Origin of the sequence: Prevotella sp. P6B4, from assembly GCF_000619985.1 — a bacterium.
Lineage (GTDB): Bacteria > Bacteroidota > Bacteroidia > Bacteroidales > Bacteroidaceae > Prevotella.
In genome coordinates this window covers 26,117-46,857 of the sequence record NZ_JHVE01000002.1, presented here as the reverse complement: position 1 = coordinate 46,857, position 20,741 = coordinate 26,117, and the positions used below count along the sequence as shown (strand labels likewise).

The following is a 20,741-nucleotide window of genomic DNA, read 5'->3' as shown; positions in this document are numbered from 1 at the left end:
CTTTTTAGATTTTACATTGTTGTTATTTCCAGCCGTCGTTCTGCTGCAGGGCGCTGTACTTCAGCACCTCACTGTAGGGAATAGGGCCATAGATCATATAGTCATCGTACTTTCTTGGCTCAACATCGATGGGGCTATAGGTGGTCTCACCAGTAGCAGTGGTGGTGATGCTCACACCCTTGGCACCTTCGGTGAGGTTAGCCTTCCAACGACGCAGATCCCAGAAGCGGTGGTTCTCGAAGCAGAGCTCCAGACGACGCTCGTTACGAATCAGCTCGCGCATCTTGTCCTTGTCGTTCTTGATGCTCTCCAGATATGGATCCTGCCAGCCTGCCTCGTGAACACGGGCACGGATAGCCTTGATCACATCATAGGCAGAGTAGTCGGCGCCACCCACACGGGCGGTTGGACCCTGTGCCTCGTTGGCTGCCTCTGCATAGTCGAGCAGGATCTCAGTAGTACGGATACGGGCACCAAAGTGACGCTGGTCGGTTGTACTTGATGGGTTCAGGTTCACATCGTCACGCATCAGCTTACGCATGTAGAAACCGGTAACGGTAGAACGCTGAAGCTCACGGTTCAGACCATCGAGGGTGGCAGTATTATCAGCAGCGGTGTTGATCTTGTCGTTGTTAACACCCATGGGCTCGCCGTTAACCAGGATATAGGCCTTCAGACGGGGGTCACGGTTAGCATAGGGGTTCTTGGCATCATAATCAGCAGCCTCGCTGATGGGGTAACCGCTAGCTGTTGGGAAGGCATCAACCAAGTTCTGAGTGGGGTTGATACGACCCTTACCATAGAGTGAAGGAGGATAGTTGTCTGACTCCATGCTGTGGCTGTCGCCTACAGTACCACGCCAAACAATCTCAACAGGATCGGGATCAGTGAACTTATAGTTCTTGATGAAGTCCTTATTGTTGAACCACTTCCAACCTGTTGGGTCAACAGCATTCAGACCGCCACGCAGCTTCAGGTAGTCAGCAGCCAGCTTGGCAGCCTGCTCATAGCTCATAGCGTTAGCTGAAGCATAGGCAGGAGAAGCAGCGAAGAGAGCCACCTGCGCCTTGAAGGCAGCAATGATCTCACCATCAATCTTACCACGCTGCAGGTTACCGAAAGCACGGTTGTAAGCAGCATCGTCAGCACCCAGTGTCTTGTACTTAGCAGGTACGTTGGCAGCATCTACATCACCATACTTGGCTGGCAGATACTTCAGCGCCTCGTCGAAGTCGGCCATAATCTGGTCGATACACTCCTTGAAGGTGTTACGAGGCTGATTGAAGTCAGCTTTAGAATCCTCGTAGGTGGTCTTGATGGGCACACCCATCAGCTCACCATTAACGGTACCGGCATGCGCACGCAACAGATAGAACATGTGCAGACCACGGAGAGCCAGTGCCTGACCACGATACAGATCCTGGTGCATCTGGTTCAGGGCCTCACTGGAGTAGTCCCAGTTTACACGGTCGATATTCTCCAGGAACAAGTTACAGTACTGGATAGCATGATAACGGGTCTCCCACTGGTTAATAGGGTTGGTCTGTGAGGTCCAGGTGCCACCAGCCATCTTCTTGTAGTTGTTGCTGTTATCATTGCTCACAGCATCGTCTGTAGCCACATCGCTAACAGAGTTGCCATCGTAAGGCAATACCAGGAAGGCATTGTCAACCAAACCACGGGCAAAGGTAGGATCAGCCATCTCTGTGAGATCCTGGTTGTTCTCCAATGCCGGTTCGAACAGGTCGTCGCATGAGGTCAGCGTTGCAGCCATACCGCAACCAACGACCCCAACAGCGAGATATGTTTTGAAATTCTTCATAATCATAATTTCTTTGCGCTTAATATTAGAAAGATACGGTAGCACCAATATTATAGAAGCGAGTCTGAGGTGCACTTCCTACGTTCATCTCCAGCAGTTTACGCTCCTTGGCAATGGTCAGCAGGCTGTTGCCACTGCAGTAAACAGAGAGGCCTTTAATGATGCCGTTGCCAATGATGCTCTTGGGGAAGTCGTAAGTGAGCTGTACCTTTGCCAGGTCGAAACGAGAGGTAGAATAGATCCAGAAGTCTGAAGGAGTGAAGTTGTTAGAACCACTCTCTGTGGTCAGACGTGGATAGGTAGCTGTGGCAGCTGTCTCTGGTGTCCAACGGTTGCGAACAACAGCAGAGTACTTGTCATCGCCGTTAACCCACCAGTAGTTGTTGTCCTTCATAGCATGACCACCGAAGCTACCTACACCCAGCATGAAGAGGGTGAAGTTCTTGTACTTGAAGGTCAGGTTCACACCCAGTGTGGTAGGTGCACCATACCAGCCAGCCTTACCCAGGTTAACCTGGTCCTTGCTGTCGATCACGTTATCACCATTCTGGTCCTTGTACTTCAGGTCGCCAGGACGAACGGTAGAACCGAGCTGCTGAACAGGAGCAGCATCGATGTCTGCCTGATCCTTGAAGAAACCGAGGCACTCATAACCCCAGATGGCATCCAGCGCCTTACCCTGACGATACTGATAAGCGTCAGCATAGTTGGTATCATCGCGCTTAGTAGCCTTGGTGGTATAATGAGAGAGGTTAACACCACCCTCGAAACCGAACTCACCGAAGTTCTTCTTGTAGCTGACAGCCAGGTCGAAACCTGTGCGCTGGTCCTCATTGAAGTTGATATAAGGCAGGAACGAAGACTCAGGATAGTAAACACGGAAGTAGCTGGGCAGCTGGTTAGTAGCCTGAATGATACCACCAGTGATCTTGTTGGTGAAGAACGAAGCATCTACCGACAGTGAACGCTGAAGCAGCTCAGCATGGATGCTGGCAGACAGCTCCTTACGGTGCAGGTAGTTGAAGTCATCGTTACCACCACGCTTTGACTGAACAGCATCGTGACCCGTCTCACCGTTCCAGTCCCACCAGCCACCACGCTGATAGGTGGCGAGATACATGTAGTAGTTGTCGATACCCATATCGGTCTTCAGGTCGCTATAGCTGGCGCTGATCTTCAGGTCATCAAAGATGCCACCCTCAAGGAAGCTCTCCTTGGCCAGGTTCCAACCCAGTGTGACTGAAGGTGAGAACGCAGCACGCTTTCCCTCTGGCAGACGAGCTGACCATGGTGTAGCCAGTGCCAGGTCGGCATAGTACTTATGCGCATAGTTATAAGACACCTGTGCACCCAGGTTGGCATTGCTCAGCTTATGGTAGATCTTCGAAACAGTCTGCTGATAGCCGTTGGCAACGAGCAGGGCGCTGAGGTTGTGTACCTCGTTGAAGGTACGGTTATAATCGAAATGGGCATTGAAAGCAACCGTCTGGTTATCGGTAGAGCCAGAGATGTTCTGCACACCCGACTTCTTATCCACTGTACCATTGTTGTTCAGAGCCACAATCACATCCTGACCATTGTAGTTGCTCCAAGTGGGCTGGTAGGTAGCGTAACTGTTGTTGAAAGCGGTAGAATAAGACGTAGCATAGTCTACACCTACCATGGCATGGAAGCTCAGACCTTTCAGCACAGCATCCAGATCCACGTTGACACCGGCATCGAACTGGAACTGACGGCTGGTCCAAGTGTTGTAACCTGCTGCATAGACATCAGCAATGGCATTGGTGAGGTCCGTGCTTGAACCACCCAGGAAACGACCACCGAAGATATTGGTGGTGTTTTGAATCTGTGTGAGTGCAGACAGCGCATTAGGATCGATATAGCTGACAGGGATCAGCGGACTGATACGGTTTGGACGCAGACTTGCTGCCGCATTCCAGAAGTTCGTACCATTGGTAGAACGAGAGTTGTAGTAGGTAGCGTTGGCATTCACATACGAAGTGATGAAGTTGTTGATACGCATATCTACGTTACCACGTACATTGAAACGATCGGTATAGTTCTTCTTGGCCTCCGAGAAATTCATGAAGCTGCCCTCACGATAGTAGCTCACGTTGGCATAGAACTTGGCACGATGGTTTCCACCCTCAATCTCTGCAGTCACATCCGAACGGTTATAAGCCTTCTTGATGAAATCCTTAGAGTAGAAATCCACATCGGGATAACGGAAAGGATTGGTTCCCAGTGAGGTGTTATAGATCTGCTCAGGGGTATAGAGGGTCTCCATACCATCGTTGACACGGGCCTCGTTATAGAGTGTCATGTACTCAGCAGCACCCAGATACTCGGGATATCTTTTTGCCACGTTCCAACCGGTGTTGGCACGAACATTCACACTCAGACCATCATTCACATGACCACGCTTGGTGGTGATCAGGGTGACACCCTTGGCAGCACGGCTACCATAGAGTACAACAGCCTGTGCACCTTTCAGGAAGGTGATAGACTCGATCTCATCGGGCTTCACATTGTTAGCGGCACGGGGCACACCATCAATCAATACCAGCATTCCATTGGGCACCTTGATATTGTTATCACCATCAATGGTATATTCAGAAGAACCTTCGAAACCCCACATACCGTTGCCGTTGAAACCAGCCACATAGCCCTGCATGTTGTCAAGGCTGTAGGTGTTATAGTTCTTATTCATCAGCTCTCGGTAGTTCACTGAAGAGACACCACCCAACACGTCTTCCTTAGCCACCTTACGGAAAGCGACACTGACGGTAGAATCAGCAGAAGTCTCAATCTGAGCTGCAGCAGGCGTCGCTGCCGAAGCTACCAAGAGAGCTGAGATATATAATAGCTTTTGTTTCATAAAACTTATTCTCTTTTTACTTACTTATTTATAACTTCAGAGATTACCATCCGGGGTTCTGACGATACTGATCATTGAGGTAAACCTCAGACTCCTTCAGAGGCAGCAGATAGTGCTTCTTACCGAAGGGACGCTCAAGGATCTGAGTCTCAGACCAACCAGAGACCTCTTCATCACGAGGATCTTTCTTTGCGAAGTCGTAGTTAGGATCCACACGCTTGAACTCCTGACGGGTCTTCACATTGTAGGGAGCCTCGGTGAGCAGCAACCAGCGCTGCAGGTCGTTCCAGCGGAAGCCCTCGAAGGCCAGCTCACAAGCACGCTCACGACGAACCTCGTCGATGAACTTCTTTTGATCACCAACAAATGCAGCAGCCACATGACCGGCACCAACACGATCGCGGAGCACGTTGATAGCATCCTCAGCAGTACGCGCACACTTGCTGCTCTTATAAGCAGCACCCTGAGCGGCAGCACCGGCCTCGGCATACATCAGATAGACATCTGCTACACGCAGGTAAGGCAGATAGGTCTGAAGGGCACCACCCCAGTTGTACATACCGTCATACTTATTAGCCTGGTGAGGTACCAGCTTCTGACAGAAGTAACCGGTACGGCTACCATTGGCAGAACGGGCAGGATCACCTGTTGGAACCATGTTACCACCGGTAAACATCTCCAAGAACTGGAAAGGCTTGTCATCAGCTGATGGTGTGGTGTTCAGGAACTTGAAACCATCGAACATGATATCGTGGTAGAAACGTGGGTCACGATCCTTGAAAGGATGAGCAGGGTCGAAACCTGAGTTGGGATTGAGAGTACCATCAGCCAGAACGATAGGCTCACCATTAGCCATACCATAAGCATAGTTCACATAGTTGGCTGTTGGCATGTGGATGATAGCATCGTGCTCAACGAGGTTGTTCACCTTGGGACCCCACAGCTTGGTGAAGTTCCAGTTTGAACCGTTGATATCAGGCTGAGGACCACGCAGGATAGCCTCGGTGCTACCAGGCATCTTCCAACTCTGTCCAGTGGTATAGAAGATATCAGAGAAGCAAGAGTTAGCGCTCTTAGAGGCAACGTGGTTATAAACATCATCATACTTGAACTCTGCCAGGGCATAAGGTGTCTTACCGCTCTCAATGTCGGCAATGGCCTCTGCCAGGGCGTCAGCAGCCTGAGCAGCCAGGGCAGCATCGTACTGATAGGTCACACCACTCTTCAGGGCACCTGTCTGTGCACCATGCACGTTCAGAGGTGAAGCAGCCCACAACAGCGCCTTACCCTCATAAGCCAGGGCAGCCACACGGGTGAGACGCAGGTCGTTCTTACCCAGGGTACGACGACCGGCATTGGTGTTATCCCAGTTATTGGGCAGCAGCTCAGCAGCCGCAGCGAAATCCTCAGCACAACGCTTGGCGCAATCCTGGAAGCTGAGACGGGGCAGGTCGAAAGGACCATCAGCAGCGATGACATGATCCACATAGGGCAGGCCACCAAACCAGATGATCTGCTCGAAATGCCACCAGGCACGCATGAACAGCAGCTGACCCTTGATGAGGTTCTTCTCCTCGGTAGTCGCGTTTGTCAACTTCTCGAGATTCTCCAGACCCAGGTTCATCTTACGGATCACATACCAGGCATGCTCCAGTGAGTGAGCAAACTTATCATTGGAGGTAGGATTCAGACTACCACCACCTCTGTGCAGATAGCTCTGGTCGTTGTTATACCAGTCGCGATAGTCACCCAGATCGAAGTGAGCGGTCACATGTGAGTCACCACCACCTGTATTCATGAGCTCATCCTCACCCCAGTTAAAGGAGCAGCACCAGAAGTTTGACTCTATATTAGGAATACAGTTGTAAGCCTCCTCCACAAAACCCTGGAAGTTCTGGAAGTTCACGAACGCCATCTCCGGGTTTACATCAGAGTCGGGTGTCTTGTCAAGATAGTCGGTACAAGAAGTGCCGCCCATAGCCATAGACAAAGCGCCTACACCTAATAGTATATATTGCTTAATTGTTTTTTCCATTGTCTTTATCAAATTAAAGATTGAACTTTACACCGAAGTTGACACGCTTCATCGTTGGGTAAGCACCTGTGGCACCACCATTACTTGAGAAGTTCGACTCACGGTCGTCTGGCATACGTGTCCAAAGCCAGAGGTTGTTACCGCTTACATAAACCTTCAGGTCCTTCAAGCCCATCTTCTTTACCCAAGGCTGAGTGAAGGTATAGGCCACCTCAACATTCTTCAGACGGATATAGCTTCCGTCGCACAGATACTGAGTACCATAATAGTAAGTAGGCTTCGAATTGAAACGTGGGGTGATCACATCAGCATGCTGATGGTTCTCGCTCCACCAGGTTCCCTGATCATACACGTTTGCCAGCATAGGATCGCTCAGGCTGACCATGGTCACATCACGGGTCACGTTAGTCACACCATAGAACTGGGCAAAGCAAGAGAAGCCCCTCCACTCGAATCCGAGTGTAGCGTTATAGGTGTTCTGAGGTGTACCAGAATAACCATAAGGTACATTATCATTGGTGTTGTCAACCACACCATCACCGTTGAAGTCAACGATATAGTAGTCGCCAGGCAGCTTCTGACCATCGCTGGTGTCGTGTTTTGGAGAACCGTAGATGTCATCATAGGTCTGCATCATACCCTTATCGATAAAGGCATGAGTCTGACCGATGGCATAGCCGGCAGCCTTACGATAGCTGGGCAACAGCTCGGGGTCGTCACGCTTCACAATCTTATTGGTGGCATGTGTCATGGCCAGGTTTGCCCACAAACGCATCTTGTTGTTGAGCACCTTGTTGAAACGCACCTCAATCTCATAACCGTTGGTCTTTACCTCACCGAGGTTCACCATGGCTGGGCTCTGACCAAAGTAAGAAGGAACGAGCTGAGAGTTGCCTACCAACACGTCTACACGCTTGTCGCGGAAAATCTCGACAGCACCGGCAAGCAGACCACCAAACAGGCCGTAGTCAATACCCACATTGAACTTCTTCACGGTCTCCCAGTGTACGTTGGGGTTACCAACGGTTGACTCGCGATAGAAGACATATGGAGAACCAGGTTTTGACATATCATTGGCGTTGAAGCCGTTACCAGAGGTCACATCCAGAACGGTACGACCACCGTAAGCCCACTGTGTCATATACATGAAACGTGCACCAACGTTGTCATCACCAATCTCACCATAAGAGGCACGGAGCTTCAACATATCGATGATGTTGTTCTCGCGCAGCTTCTTCATGAAGGGCTCCTCACTGATCAACCAACCGATAGCACCCGACTGGAAGAAAGCGAAACGGTTGTCCTTAGAGAACTTCTCAGAACCGTTATAAGCACCGTTATACTCGAAGAAGTAACGACCCAGGTAATCGTAGGTGGTACGGAATACCCAGTCCTCACGATAAGAAGGAATCATGCTACCAGTAGCATACTCCTGACGGCCAAAGTTACCCATGGCTGTCACGTTGTGGTCACCGAACTGACGCCCCCAGTTCAACTGTACCTGATAGTTCAGGTTACGCTGGGTGCTCCAGTCGTTCACGCTACCACCCTGTGTGCTCCACTTGTTACCCATGGTGTAGTCGAAACGGTCATAAGCCTCGTAAGGCTGCTTATAGGTAACAGCACCTGTCTCAGGATCAATCCACTTGAGCTGTGGATCATTATACAGGTCGGCAATACCACGACGATCCTCACGGAACACGTTATCCCAGGCGATCATACCACGAAGCGCCAGGCCCTTGGTGATGAAGTCGAGCTTCTGCTCCAGGATGAAGTCGGTATTGATACGGGTCGTAGTAATGGTCTGCACACCACCGATAGAAGAGGTCTGAGCAGAGTTACTAACGTTAGTAGAACCAGGCAGGTAACCCCATGATCCATCGCTGTACTGTGGCAGGAAGGCATCAGGAGAGATATTATAGACACCAGCCCACATCTGTGACATCTGCCAACCCAGACTTGAACCGCTATCCCACTCGTGACCACGCTCCCAAGGAGAAGTCTGCTTACCGTTAGAACCGGCAATGTTCACCTTGAAAGTGGTTGACTTGGTGACAGCAAAGTCGAGGTTAGAGCGTACGTTCACGCGATTAAAAGAGATGTCACGGTTATAGTGACGACCGGTGGGGAATGTCTTGAACAGGTCGCTCTCGCTAACAAAGTCAACAGAAGCGAAGTATTTCACGAACTTGGTACCACCAGAGACGTTCAAGTTAGCATTATAAGACATGGTATAATCCTTGAACATCGCACGCTGCCAGTCCACATTCGGATAGCGCTCGCGCTGCTCCACGGTGGTCTGGTTACGATAGTTCTGGATAAAGTTCAGAGGCTTCATGTAAGCAAAACTCTCAGGATTGAGGTTCAGCTCATGCTCTACAGCCATGTTACGAGCCACCATGGCATCGTAAGAGTCATACTTGTCGGGCAACATAGAAGGGATCTTCATGATGGCATTGGCTGTCACACCAATCTGTGCCTTACCCTCAGCACCACGCTTGGTGGTAATCAGGATCACACCATTAGCACCCTTCACACCATAAACGGCAGTAGCAGAGGCATCCTTCAGGACTGAAATGGTAGCTACCGACTGGATGTCAACACTCGACATCGGACGCTCGATACCATCTACCAACACCAGAGGTGCAGAGTTGTTCCATGAAGAAGCACCACGAATCACAATCTGTGGATCCTCCTCACCAGGAATACCAGAAGAGGCTGTGGTTACCACACCAGGCAGGTTACCTGTCAGGGCAGCACCGATATCAGTGATACCGGCAGCACGCTCCAAGACCTCACCTGTAGTCTGCGTGATGGCACCTACCACAGAGGCCTTCTTCTGCTGACCGAAACCGACGACAACGACCTCAGTCAACTGAGTATTGTCTGTTAGCACCACATTGAAAGTGCGCTCACTGCCCACCTTCAACTCTTTCGTGTTCATTCCAACGTAGCTCACGACCAGAATCGCTTTCTCCGATGGAACTTTCAACTGGAAATTACCGTCAAAGTCCGTTACCGTACCTTGACCAGCATTTCCCTTCAAAACAACCGATGCGCCAATCAGAGGCTCACCTGCATTGTCCACGACCGAACCTTTAACATTGATCCCGCCTCCCTGCGCCTGCGCAAAGGCAGAGCAGAAAAGCAGAAGCAAAGTAGGAACAGCGCGTTTCAAAAGACTTGTTAGCTGTTTCATTTTGATTGATTTTGATACATAATTTGACTATAGTTAATTGATAAAGTGTTCCGACTTCTCATCGTAAAACGGCGGCAAAGATACATTATTTAATATAATTATTCACTTTTTATTAGTGACACAAAGTTTTTAAAGAGTAACAATTACACTTATTTGTTACTTATAATAAAGTTTGTGATACTATTGATAAAAAAGAGGCCGCAAATGCGACCTCTTAGTTTTAAAATTTTTTATAAGTTTTCGGCGATTCTTTGCCAAAAAGATACTGCGGTTGATAGCCGCCCAGGTCTATCACCACCTTTTCGAAGACGATTCCAGGATCCTGCGGATGAATGGTCAAGCTGTGCACCTCCGCCTTGTCGTCGAGTGACAGTTCCACCACTTGTTCCACCACGCGCTTAGCAACCGTTGGATAATAGACCGAGTAGATATTCTCAGGCTTCTCATTCAGGTCTTTATTGAAATTCACCGGAACGGGCTCCTGACCATCTATCGATACCTCATAGACCAAGCCACCTTTATCCAGATAGTCGAGTGTTGATTTGGTAACCACATGCACCTTGGCAGTCTTCACACCGGAAGAAGTGAAGCGGTAAGTCAACTGTGCCTGATCGGTAGCAGCGGTATAAGGCATCAAGGCAACACCACTCAGCGTACGCCCCATATAGGGAATCACCGTCCACTGGGCTTTGGTAGCATCCTGGCGACTGTAGGTATGCTCAGCCTCTATGCTCACATAGCCATCACACGGCGAGAATACAGGGCCATGTTCAGGTTGCGGCACAGCAATCAGACGTGGACACACATCAGCAGGGAAGTTATCATTCCACATCCGGTAACCGATATGCTTCTGAATCATCATACCATCCCATTTCCCACCACTCATCACCTTATTATAATAAGCACAGAGCAGCGAGTCGCGCTTGAAAGCCTGCCGACAACGCTCAGCCCACAGGTTGGCATCAGGATCACCCTGCTTAGCCAGCTGCAGGTTCATCGCCTGGGCATAGTACATCTCATAGATATTACCCATGGCCTGCACAGGGAAGAGGATGAGCTGGCGATAAGCATCCTGACATGCAGGATTGAGTTCCAGGAACAAGCGGAGTGCCCGTGTTTCTAGTGCCCGATACTCGTTCACCACCTGTTCAAACTCCTCACAGGTATAGGTTCTGGCATCCAGCATCTCTGCTGTGATACGTCCATTGTACTTGCTGACTAAGTTCAGCAGCGAAGCGGCCTCATCGGCATGCGCCTCACCAAAACTCTCGGCACAGAACTGTCGGGGATGATCCAACAGGTTATCCACACGATACTTCGACGGATTCCACGCCATGTCCATAAACAGCTGAATGGGATATTCCATAGGCTTCAGATCGCCCACATTCAGGATCCAGAGTTTCTGGATACCACCATTGTAAGCCAACTGCAACTGCTCCCACATATTCTGGATAGGTGTCACGTTAATCCACTTAGAGTTGCGGGGCGCACCAACATAGTCCACGTGGTAATAGAGGCCCCACCCGCCTTTGCGTTTCTGCTCTTCTGCAGTAGGAATGCGACGCACATTACCCCAGTTATCGTCACACAACAGGATAGTGACATCATCGGGCACACGCAAACCGGCATCATAATAGTCCTGCACCTCTTTATATAAGGCCCAGATCTGCGGTGTTTCCTTGGCAGGACGTTTGGTCACCTCTTTGATAATCCGGCGCTGATTCTGGATGATATTCTCCAGCAATCGGGTATCAGTACCGTTACCCATCGCTTCATCACCATCACCACGCATGCCGATGGTTACAATATCATCAGTATGCTTCATCCGCTCTATGCCCTCACGGAAGAAACGATCCAGGTTCTGCTTGTTGGTCGCGTAATTCCAGGCGCCCCACTCTTTTCGATGACGGGCATACTCCTGATGGTTGCGCGCCATAGGCTCATGGTGCGAAGTACCCATCATCACACCCATACGGTCGGCAGTCTTCAGATTTTCGGGATCATCGGCATAGAAAGCCCATCCCCACATGGCAGGCCACAGATAGTTACCCTTCAAACGGAGAATCAACTCGAACACCTTCTCATAGAACAGATGCCCACCGTAATCAGTACCAAAGGTATTCTTGACCCATGTAGTCAGACAAGGCGCCTCATCATTCAGAAACAGACCACGATAACGCACGGCAGGCTCGCCATCAGTGAATACACCTTTCTTTATATAGAGAGTAGCATGTTTTTCCACAGGCACATCAGCCCAATAATACCAAGGCGACACGCCCAGCTGCTTGGAGAGTTCATAAACGCCATATACCGTACCACGCTTATCACTACCGGCAATCACCAGTTGCTGACCGATGGTCTTGATGATATACTTCTCGGTCTTACCTTTCAAATCACGCAACTCTCCCTGCTTCACCCATTGGTCAATCTGCGGATTCACGCCAACGGTACCTACCAGAATTTCGGCAGCATCAGAAAGCGTAGCAGCCTTACCCGTCACCTTGCCGAAATCCGACAAGAGATTACCAACCGCCAACTGCACACAACTATGCTCCTTCTGACTCACCGAAACAGTGTACTGTCTCAGTTGCCACATCTCAGAAGAGGGTTGGAAGAACACAAACTGATCGGTTGCCTTAACACACAAAACATATGCCCAAAAAGCAAAAACCATCAGTGATTTTAACAAAAAATGTCGTTGAATCATATGCGCTAATGTTACAAATTATATATATCCGATGCAAAGGTAGGCCTTTTTAGGCACTAAAATTACTATAAATGTATCAAAAAGTTTAATATTTGTAACATTTGTTTGTTACAAAACGAAAAATACCTTATCTTTGCAACATATAACAAAATTAAAGCAACTAACGATCAATAAAATACTAACAAAACAATGCGAGTTAAGTTTCTACTGTTACTAACTTCATTTATCTTCTCAACGAGTGCTTTCGCCCAAAGGGGAAAGTTCTTTAGTACGGACAATCAATTATTGTCGAGCAGTTTCGTCACCCAAGTGTACCTTGACAACGAAGGATTTATCTGGGCAACCACCCGTAATGGCATCAATCGCTATGATGGTTACCAGTTCCGCGTTTTCAGAAAAGAGAATCTGCACGACCGTTCGCTGGCCAGCAACTATGTGAACAGCATGATGCAGGACAGCAAAGGTACATTCTATTTCGGTATGTACGGTGGTCTGCAGACCTGGGATGGCAACCAGTTCCATCAAGTGGTCATGCTGGACAAGGACGGCAACAAAGGCCACTGTTTCCCCAACTGTTTCTTAGAGCGCAAGAATGGTGATATCCTGACTGGAACCTCTGGACTGGGTATCCTGAAATTCAAGAACCAGCATACCGCCATACAGGAGAAAGGCCCTCTGGCTACCATCCATACCGTAAACGGCATGATTGAAGACAGAAGAGGTACGCTGTGGATAGCTACCGACCACATGGGTCTCATCTCATACGACGGCAAGACCATGAAACGCCACCTGACAGACAAGGCCGACCAGGTATTCGTATGTCTGGCCGAAGGTAAGGATGGCGTCATCTATGCCGGCACCGTGAATAGTGGCGCCTACCGCATGCAGGGCGACACCTTTGTACATATTGAAGAAACCGGCAACAACTCGGTTTCCGCCCTCTATTGCGACCACGATGGCATGATTGTGATTGGTTACGACGGAAAAGGTGTTGCCCTTTTCGACCCCCGCACCAAGGAACTCATCAACAACCCGTTCTTCTCGCTTGAGGTCGACCTCACTATCAGTAAGGTCTATTCCATCACAGAAGACAAGAGCGGCAACCTGTGGTTAGGACTGCTTCAGAAGGGTATCTTCATGCAGCCCATCAACTTCAAAGGCTTCAACTACATGGGGCATAAGTTAGGTGCCCGTAACATCCTGGGCTCGTCCTGCGTGGTCAGCGTTTGCATGGACAGCAAGCAACGTATCTGGGTAGGTACCGACAAGGATGGTGTGTATTGCTACGATTACAACACCAAGGCTGTCAAACACCTGAAGGACCAGTTCCCATCGGTGGTGATGGCATTAGCTGAAGGATTAGACGGACGCATCTGGGTAGGCAGCTACCGCGAAGGCATCGGCTGGATCGACCCTGTCAGCTTCCAGTATCACCGTATTCCGTTCCCCCAGGATCCGCATCTGATTGTGATGGACGTCGCCGTCAGCAACGATGGTTATCTGTGGTTGGCCACCATGAGGCACGGTGTGGTCAAGATGGATGCTAAAGACGGCCGTATCGTCGCCACCTATAAGATGAAAAACGGCGCCGACAAGGACAGAAAGATGAACTGTATCAGCAACGACTATATCTCACAGGTTCATCTGTCGCCCGACGGCAAACGTATATATGCCTCAACCACAATGGGACTGTGCTGTCTGGACCTGATTGAGAACAGCTGGACCAAGACTTTTGGCACCAACTGTCTGAACTACAGCATGCCCATCAGAGTGACACGCGAATATGATGGTAAACTCTGGTACGGTACGAACGAAGGTCTGTATTGCTATGATCTGGTAAGCCACAAGACCAAGCGATATACACGTGAGGACGGACTGGCCGATAATGGTATCGCCACCATCGAATGCGACCCACAAGGCCGACTCTGGATAGGAACCGACCATGGCCTGAGCTGTTTCTCCCCGAAAACCAACATCTGGCAGAACTATTTTGCTGACGACGGTCTTCAAAGCAACGAGTTCAGCGACGGTGCATCCTTTATTTCCGCCAGCGGCATACTGGCCATGGGCGGAACGGCTGGCGTCTCTTGGTTCGACTCTAACCGTATCACCCCCAGCAAATGGGAAGCAGAGGTTAAACTGACCTCCTTTGCCATCAACGGCCAGCAAGTGAACAGAGCCACCCGTTCAGGCAACTATCTGGTTACCGATACGGCCATCATCGCCAGCAACCGTTTTGAACTGAGCTACAGCGATAATACGTTCTCTATCCAGTTCTCAACGCTGACCTACGAGAATCCCGAACACATTTCCTATTTATACAGCATCAACGGCGAGCCATTCAACCGTCTGCAACCAGGCGAGAACATCCTGACCCTGTCGCACCTGCCACAAGGCACCTACCGTTTCAGAGTGAAGGCCGAACGTAACAACATCGAGACGCCGCTCAGAGAGTTCACCGTGGTCATCCACAGTCCTTGGTACCGTTCGGCATGGGCCTATTTCTTCTATGCCATCGTGATCGGACTCTTCATCTGGCAATACCTGGCTTATCGCCGTCATAAGGAACAGGACCGGCTGCGCCTGCAGGCCCATATCCATGCCGAAGAGATGGGCGAGGCCAAGCTACGCTTCTTCATGAACATGAGTCACGAGATCCGTACGCCTATGACGCTGATTATCACGCCATTGCTCTCGCTAATCAAGAACGATGACGATCCCAACCGAAAAGGTGTCTACGAGACCATCAGACGTAACGCAGAACGTATTCTCAGTCTGATCAACCAGATGATGGACCTGCGTAAGATTGACAAGGGACAGATGCAGATGCGCATGCGTGAAACCAACCTGGTCAGCTTCGCAAAGGATATCTACAACCTATTCGATAGTCAGGCGAAATCCAAGCAGATTAAGTTCCTCTTCAATTTCGACGAGGAGAAGATTCCCGTTTGGATAGACCGTCAGAACTTCGACAAGGTCTTTATGAACGTGCTGTCAAACGCCTTCAAATACACGCCTACCGGTGGTGAGATCGGCATCAACCTGACTCACAACAGCCAGTCGGCTACCATTGCCATCTACGACAATGGCGAATCCATCCCCGAAGACAAGCTCAACAAGATCTTCGACCGCTTCTACCAGACTCCGAATTCAATCAACGACCGCTATGTAGGTACCGGTATCGGTCTCGACCTGACACGTTCGCTCGTTGAGCTCCACCACGGTACCATCACCGTCCACAACCTGGAGAAAGGCTGTGAGTTTGTCATCAACATCCCGATGGGCAACAGTCACCTGTCTCCTGAGGAGATCATACTGGCAGAAGAAGAAGAGAATACCGACACCATCACACCGGAACAGTTGCTGGAAGAGGTACAGGAGAGCGAGGAGCCAACACCTATCCAGGAGTTGAAGCCCGCTAACAGCAAGATGACACTGGTGATTGCCGAGGATGATGAAGAGATCCGTAACTATCTGGATAGAGAACTCTCGACCGACTACGATGTCCATATCTGCACCAACGGTCGTGAGGCCTTAGGCGAAATCATCCGTTGCAAGCCCGACCTGGTGATGAGTGATATCATGATGCCGGAGATGGATGGTAACGCGCTCTGTTCACGTTTGAAGACTAACCCGAGCACCAACTCTATCCCTGTCGTCCTGCTGACAGCCAAGAACCGCGACGAGGATAAGCTGGAGGGCTTGGAGGCAGGTGCCGACGCCTATATCGTCAAGCCATTCAATATGGATATCCTGCGCCGCACTATCATCAACCTGATCAATAAGAACCGTATGCTGCGCCTGAAATACGAGCGTAACGACGATCTGGAAGAGCAGGTTGACGAGATTCGTCTCAAATCGCCCGATGAGAAGTTGTTGGAGCGTATCATGGAGTGTATCAACAAGAATCTGAACAACTCCGACCTGAGTGTGGACATGATTGCCGACACCGTTGGTATCAGCCGTGTACACCTGCACCGTAAGATGAAAGACCTGACGGGCCAGACCCCCCACGATTTCATCCGTAACATCCGCCTGAAGAAGGCAGCGCAGCTGCTGGCTAATCAGGGCATGAACGTCACCGAGGTGATGTATGCCTGCGGATTTGCCAACTCGGCTTCGTTCTCTACTGTATTCAAGAAGTTCTATGGTATGTCACCACGTGACTACATGAAGGAACACGAACAACGCTAATCGTGAAAAGTAGGAGGTCATAATGAGAAGAATAGCGACCATCGTTCTTGCCTTATGCTGCTTGCTGGGCCTGCAAGCCCAGAATAATCGCCAGGAGGTACTCAGGGTGTATAACTGGGGTGATTATATCGGCGAAGGGGTTATCGACATGTTCGAGAAATGGTACCAGGATGTCACTGGCCATCCCATCAAAGTGGAATATATAACCTATGACTATCCAGAGGACTGTTTCACACAGATCCTGTGCGGTCAGGCCCAGGTCGATGTCTTCTGTCCTCCCGATTATCTCGCCGAGCGTATGATGAAACACAAGATGCTGCATCGCATCGACACCAGCTTTGTAGAGAAGGGTATCCCCAACTGGATGAATGGCACCTCGCCTTTCATCGACGATCTCTTGCAGCATATCGGCGAGGCCCAGGGCATTGTCGCCAAGGACTACACCATAGGTTATCTGTGGGGCAACACCGGCGTGCTCATCAACACCAAATACGTAAACCCCGAGGATGTCTATAGCTGGAAATTCCTGTTCGACCCCAAATTCCGCGGTAAGGTCATCATGAAGGACTCGTTCAGCGACATCTATAATATCTTCATCAACTACGCCTTCTACGACGATATCAAGGCTGGCACCACCAACCGCAACCTACTGGCAGCCTATCTGACCAACCGCAACATCGCCATCGTAGAAGACCTGCTGAAGCAAGCCCGACCACAGATGAAGAGCTTTGCCGTAGAAGACGACAAACGTCAGATGCAGGATGGCAAGGAATGGATGACCTTGACCTGGAACGGTGATGCCAAGTGGGCCATCGACGAGGCCGGCGACAAGCTGCAGCTGCAGTATATCGTACCGATAGAAGGCAGCGACTGCTGGGCCGACTGCTGGGTCATCCCCACCAGTTGCCAGAATGTGCAGGCCGCCAGCTATTGGCTGAACTTCATGTGCCGTCCCGACATTGCCCTGCTCTGCATGGCAGAGACCGGCTACAGCTCGGCCATTGCCACACCAGAGATTCTGGAGGCCGTCACCGACAACAGCCTCCAGCACACCATCGACCTCAGCTATTTCTTCGGTCCTGAGGCCACAGCGGTCCATGTGGACAGCATCATGTATCCGGATAAGGATGTCATCAGCCGATGCAGTTTCCTCCGCGACAGCGGCGACCGTCAGGAGGTGTTACGCGAGATATGGGAAAAGGTGAAGGATACGTCTGTTGACAATTTCTGGAGTTATGCCACAATAGTCGGTATAGCACTCCTATTGATCATAGCAGCCATCTTATTGATTCATAGAAAAATGACCACCACTAAAAAGTGATGGCCATTTTTTTCAGGTCTTGATCCAGCGAGCTGGTACCGTAGAGTATCTCATACTGTCCGGGCTTGGTTCGCATGGTATTGGTCTCTGCATCCCAGAACTCAAAGCTCTTCGGTGTCAGTGTCAGCTTGGCTGTTGCTGTCTGACCGGCTTTTACTTCTACACGCTGGAAGGCGCGCAGCGACTTCAGCGGACCATCCTGGTCGCTCAGGTCGCGGATATACAGCTGTACCACCTCTGTACCGTTCTTCTTACCGGTATTGGTCACGGGGATAGTCACCTCGTAGTTTCCTTTCTCACCAGTCAACTGGGCCTCGCCCACCTCGAAGGCGGTATAGCTCAGACCATAGCCGAAGGCAAAAAGCGGATCATTGAAATAACGATAGGTACGCCCCTTCATCGAGTAGTCCTCATAGTCGGGCAGCTGCTGGGTATTCTTATAGAAGGTAACAGAAAGCTTGCCTGAGGGGTTGTAATCGCCAAAGAGCACGTCGGCAACGGCTGTACCACCCTCCTGACCGGCATACCAGGCCTGCACGATGGCATCGCAGCTCTCGGTCTCCGGCTGCAATGCAACTGCCGAACCCGAACAGTTCACAAAGATCACCTGCTTACCGGCAGCCTTCAGCGCCTTCAGGAACTCACGCTGCACCTTCGGCAACTCGATATTGGTACGGTCGCCGCCCTTGAAGCCCTCGATATTGACAGGCATCTCCTCACCTTCCAGGCTGGGTGCGATACCACCGCAGAAGATCACCTTGTGGATCCCCTTCAGCTGAGCGATGGTCTGCTGATAGTCGATAGGCAGTTCACGGGCCACGTCAATCTTCATCGAGGCGCCCCAGGTCTTCACGGTCTGGAAGCGTACCTCAATCTTAAATGCCTGTCCCTTCTCGGCCTTCAGGACGGTACGGGTAGGTGTGGCACGCCAGATATGATGTGTGAACTTCTTCTCGCCGTTGACATAGAGTTCGAAATGACCGGTACTCTCCACGTTCACCACATATTCGCCAGCCTCCTTGGGGGTAAAGGTGGTCTCGTACTTAGCCGAGAAATCCTCGATAGGCAGGTTGGGTGCAAACACATGCATACCGGCAGTGGTCACATTCACAGGCTTGGTATAGTATTCGGTGGTAAAGGGCTTACCCTTCATCTCGGTATTGTTCCAGAAGGTACCCTTCAGTCCCTTCTTACCGTCGGGTGCGGTACACTCCGAGGCGATATGGCACTCCATCACGCGGTCGTTGGTCAGGTCACAACCCGGCAGGTACAGCAGTTTCTTCTGCTTACCCTTGATACCATCGAGGATGGTGATGGTATGGTTTGGTGTTCCGTTATAGTTACCCCACATCATCGGTTCGTTATGGGCATTAGGACCTATCACGGCAATCTTCTCGGCATTCTTCTTCAGTGGCAGGATACCATCCTTGTTCTGCAACAGCACGATGGTCTGACGCGCCATATCGAGCGCTACCTGTGCCGAAGCCTTGGTCGACATGGCAGAATAAGGAATCTTCGACCACTCTACCAGTGCAGGATCATCCATCTCACCCAGGTCGAAACGACCTTCGAGCAGACGGATCACGTGCTTATCAACCTCAGCCTCTGTAATCAAACCACGACGTACAGCCTCGGGAATACTACGATAGGCATAGCCATAGCCGCACTCCACATCCGTTCCTGCCAGGGTAGCCTTGGCCGAAGCGGTCACCGGCGACGAACTGCTCTTATGCGAGGTATAGAAGTCACTCACAGCACCACAGTCGCTCACCACGAGGTACTTGAATCCCCACTCATCGCGGAGAATCTGCTGCAGCAAACGGTTAGAGCCGCAACAAGGGTCATCGTCCAGGCGCTGGTAGGCACACATCACCTCACGCACATTGGCATCCTGTACCAGGGTCTTGAAAGCAGGCATATAGGTCTCCCAGAAATCACGGACAGGCACATCGGTCAGATTGGCCGAGTGACGGGTATATTCCGGTCCGCTATGAACGGCATAGTGCTTGGCACAGGCCCAGAGCTTACGGTACTTCGCATCCTCAGGTCCCTGCAGACCTCTGACCACCTGCACACCCATCACACTGGTGAGATAGGGGTCCTCGCCATAGGTTTCCTGTCCACGTCCCCAACGGGGGTCACGGAAGATGTTCACGTTCGGTGTCCATACCGAGAGGCTACGCATCTTCATGTCCTCACCTTTCAGGTCGTACATACGGTGGTTGTACTGGGCACGGAATTCGGTACTGGCAATGTCGAACACCTTGTACAGCAGGTCGGGGTTAAACGAGGCTGCCATCCCCACCGGCTCAGGGAAATTAGTCACATTTCCCATGTTAGCGGCACCATGCAGTGCCTCACTCCACCAGAAGAACTTCTTGATACCCAGACGGGGGATAGACGGACTCTCGTCGAGCATCAGCTGGGCTTTTTCTTCAAGGGTCAGTCTGCCGCATAGATCTACGGCTCTCTCCTTAGCAGAAAGGTTAGGATTCTGATAAGGCCATGTCTGTGCCGAGGCCGAAACGCCTGCACAGAACATCATTGTTAGGAATAGTTGATACTTCATTGATATGTATATTAAT

8 protein-coding genes are annotated in these 20,741 nt (G+C 50.6%); 2 read left to right on the top strand and 6 right to left on the bottom strand.

The genetic code is table 11. The annotated features are described in order from the left end of the window. Positions 1-22: 22 nt before the first annotated feature. From T491_RS0101420 to T491_RS0101400, 5 genes are all read right to left on the bottom strand, one after another. Entirely contained in the window at positions 23-1,822 is a 1,800-nt protein-coding gene (locus T491_RS0101420; protein ID WP_081773200.1) for a RagB/SusD family nutrient uptake outer membrane protein, read from the bottom strand. 25 nt (positions 1,823-1,847) lie between these two features. Further along, the gene (locus T491_RS0101415) at positions 1,848-4,700 is read right to left on the bottom strand and encodes a SusC/RagA family TonB-linked outer membrane protein (RefSeq protein ID WP_028902300.1); all 2,853 of its coding nucleotides are present in this window, start codon (positions 4,698-4,700) and stop codon (positions 1,848-1,850) included. A 43-nt stretch (positions 4,701-4,743) separates the two neighbouring features. Next, positions 4,744-6,735, bottom strand: coding sequence for a RagB/SusD family nutrient uptake outer membrane protein (locus T491_RS0101410; protein WP_028902299.1), 1,992 nt, complete (start codon positions 6,733-6,735; stop codon positions 4,744-4,746). A gap of 13 nt (positions 6,736-6,748) precedes the next feature. Continuing rightward, positions 6,749-9,934, bottom strand: coding sequence for a TonB-dependent receptor (locus T491_RS0101405; protein WP_036915082.1), 3,186 nt, complete (start codon positions 9,932-9,934; stop codon positions 6,749-6,751). A gap of 220 nt (positions 9,935-10,154) precedes the next feature. Beyond that, positions 10,155-12,641 (bottom strand): glycosyl hydrolase 115 family protein, encoded by a 2,487-nt coding sequence (locus T491_RS0101400; RefSeq protein ID WP_028902297.1) that lies wholly within the window; start codon positions 12,639-12,641, stop codon positions 10,155-10,157. Positions 12,642-12,830: 189 nt separating this feature from the next. Here T491_RS0101400 and T491_RS0101395 point away from each other — a divergent pair, with 189 nt between their 5' ends. Both T491_RS0101395 and T491_RS15390 read left to right on the top strand, forming a co-directional pair. Then, positions 12,831-16,835, top strand: a complete 4,005-nt coding sequence (locus T491_RS0101395) for a two-component regulator propeller domain-containing protein (protein ID WP_028902296.1) — start codon at positions 12,831-12,833, stop codon at positions 16,833-16,835. 22 nt (positions 16,836-16,857) lie between these two features. After that, entirely contained in the window at positions 16,858-18,156 is a 1,299-nt protein-coding gene (locus T491_RS15390; RefSeq protein WP_081773192.1) for an ABC transporter substrate-binding protein, read from the top strand. On the opposite strand, the gene xyl3A is transcribed toward T491_RS15390, so the two are convergent. Beyond that, positions 18,146-20,725 carry a xylan 1,4-beta-xylosidase gene (gene xyl3A / locus T491_RS0101385; RefSeq protein ID WP_028902295.1) on the bottom strand — a complete coding sequence of 860 codons (2,580 nt, stop codon included), beginning with the start codon at positions 20,723-20,725 and terminating at the stop codon, positions 18,146-18,148. The two genes, T491_RS15390 and xyl3A, sit on opposite strands and share 11 nt — an antisense overlap. Positions 20,726-20,741 lie beyond the last annotated feature (16 nt).

Coding starts and splice junctions, on each gene's coding strand:
- T491_RS0101395 (WP_028902296.1), top strand. CDS start 12,831: ATGCGAGTTAAGTTTCTACTGTTACTAACTTCATTTATCTTCTCAACG.
- xyl3A (WP_028902295.1), bottom strand. CDS start 20,725: ATGAAGTATCAACTATTCCTAACAATGATGTTCTGTGCAGGCGTTTCG.
- T491_RS0101410 (WP_028902299.1), bottom strand. CDS start 6,735: ATGGAAAAAACAATTAAGCAATATATACTATTAGGTGTAGGCGCTTTG.
- T491_RS0101400 (WP_028902297.1), bottom strand. CDS start 12,641: ATGATTCAACGACATTTTTTGTTAAAATCACTGATGGTTTTTGCTTTT.
- T491_RS0101420 (WP_081773200.1), bottom strand. CDS start 1,822: ATGAAGAATTTCAAAACATATCTCGCTGTTGGGGTCGTTGGTTGCGGT.
- T491_RS0101415 (WP_028902300.1), bottom strand. CDS start 4,700: ATGAAACAAAAGCTATTATATATCTCAGCTCTCTTGGTAGCTTCGGCA.
- T491_RS0101405 (WP_036915082.1), bottom strand. CDS start 9,934: ATGAAACAGCTAACAAGTCTTTTGAAACGCGCTGTTCCTACTTTGCTT.
- T491_RS15390 (WP_081773192.1), top strand. CDS start 16,858: ATGAGAAGAATAGCGACCATCGTTCTTGCCTTATGCTGCTTGCTGGGC.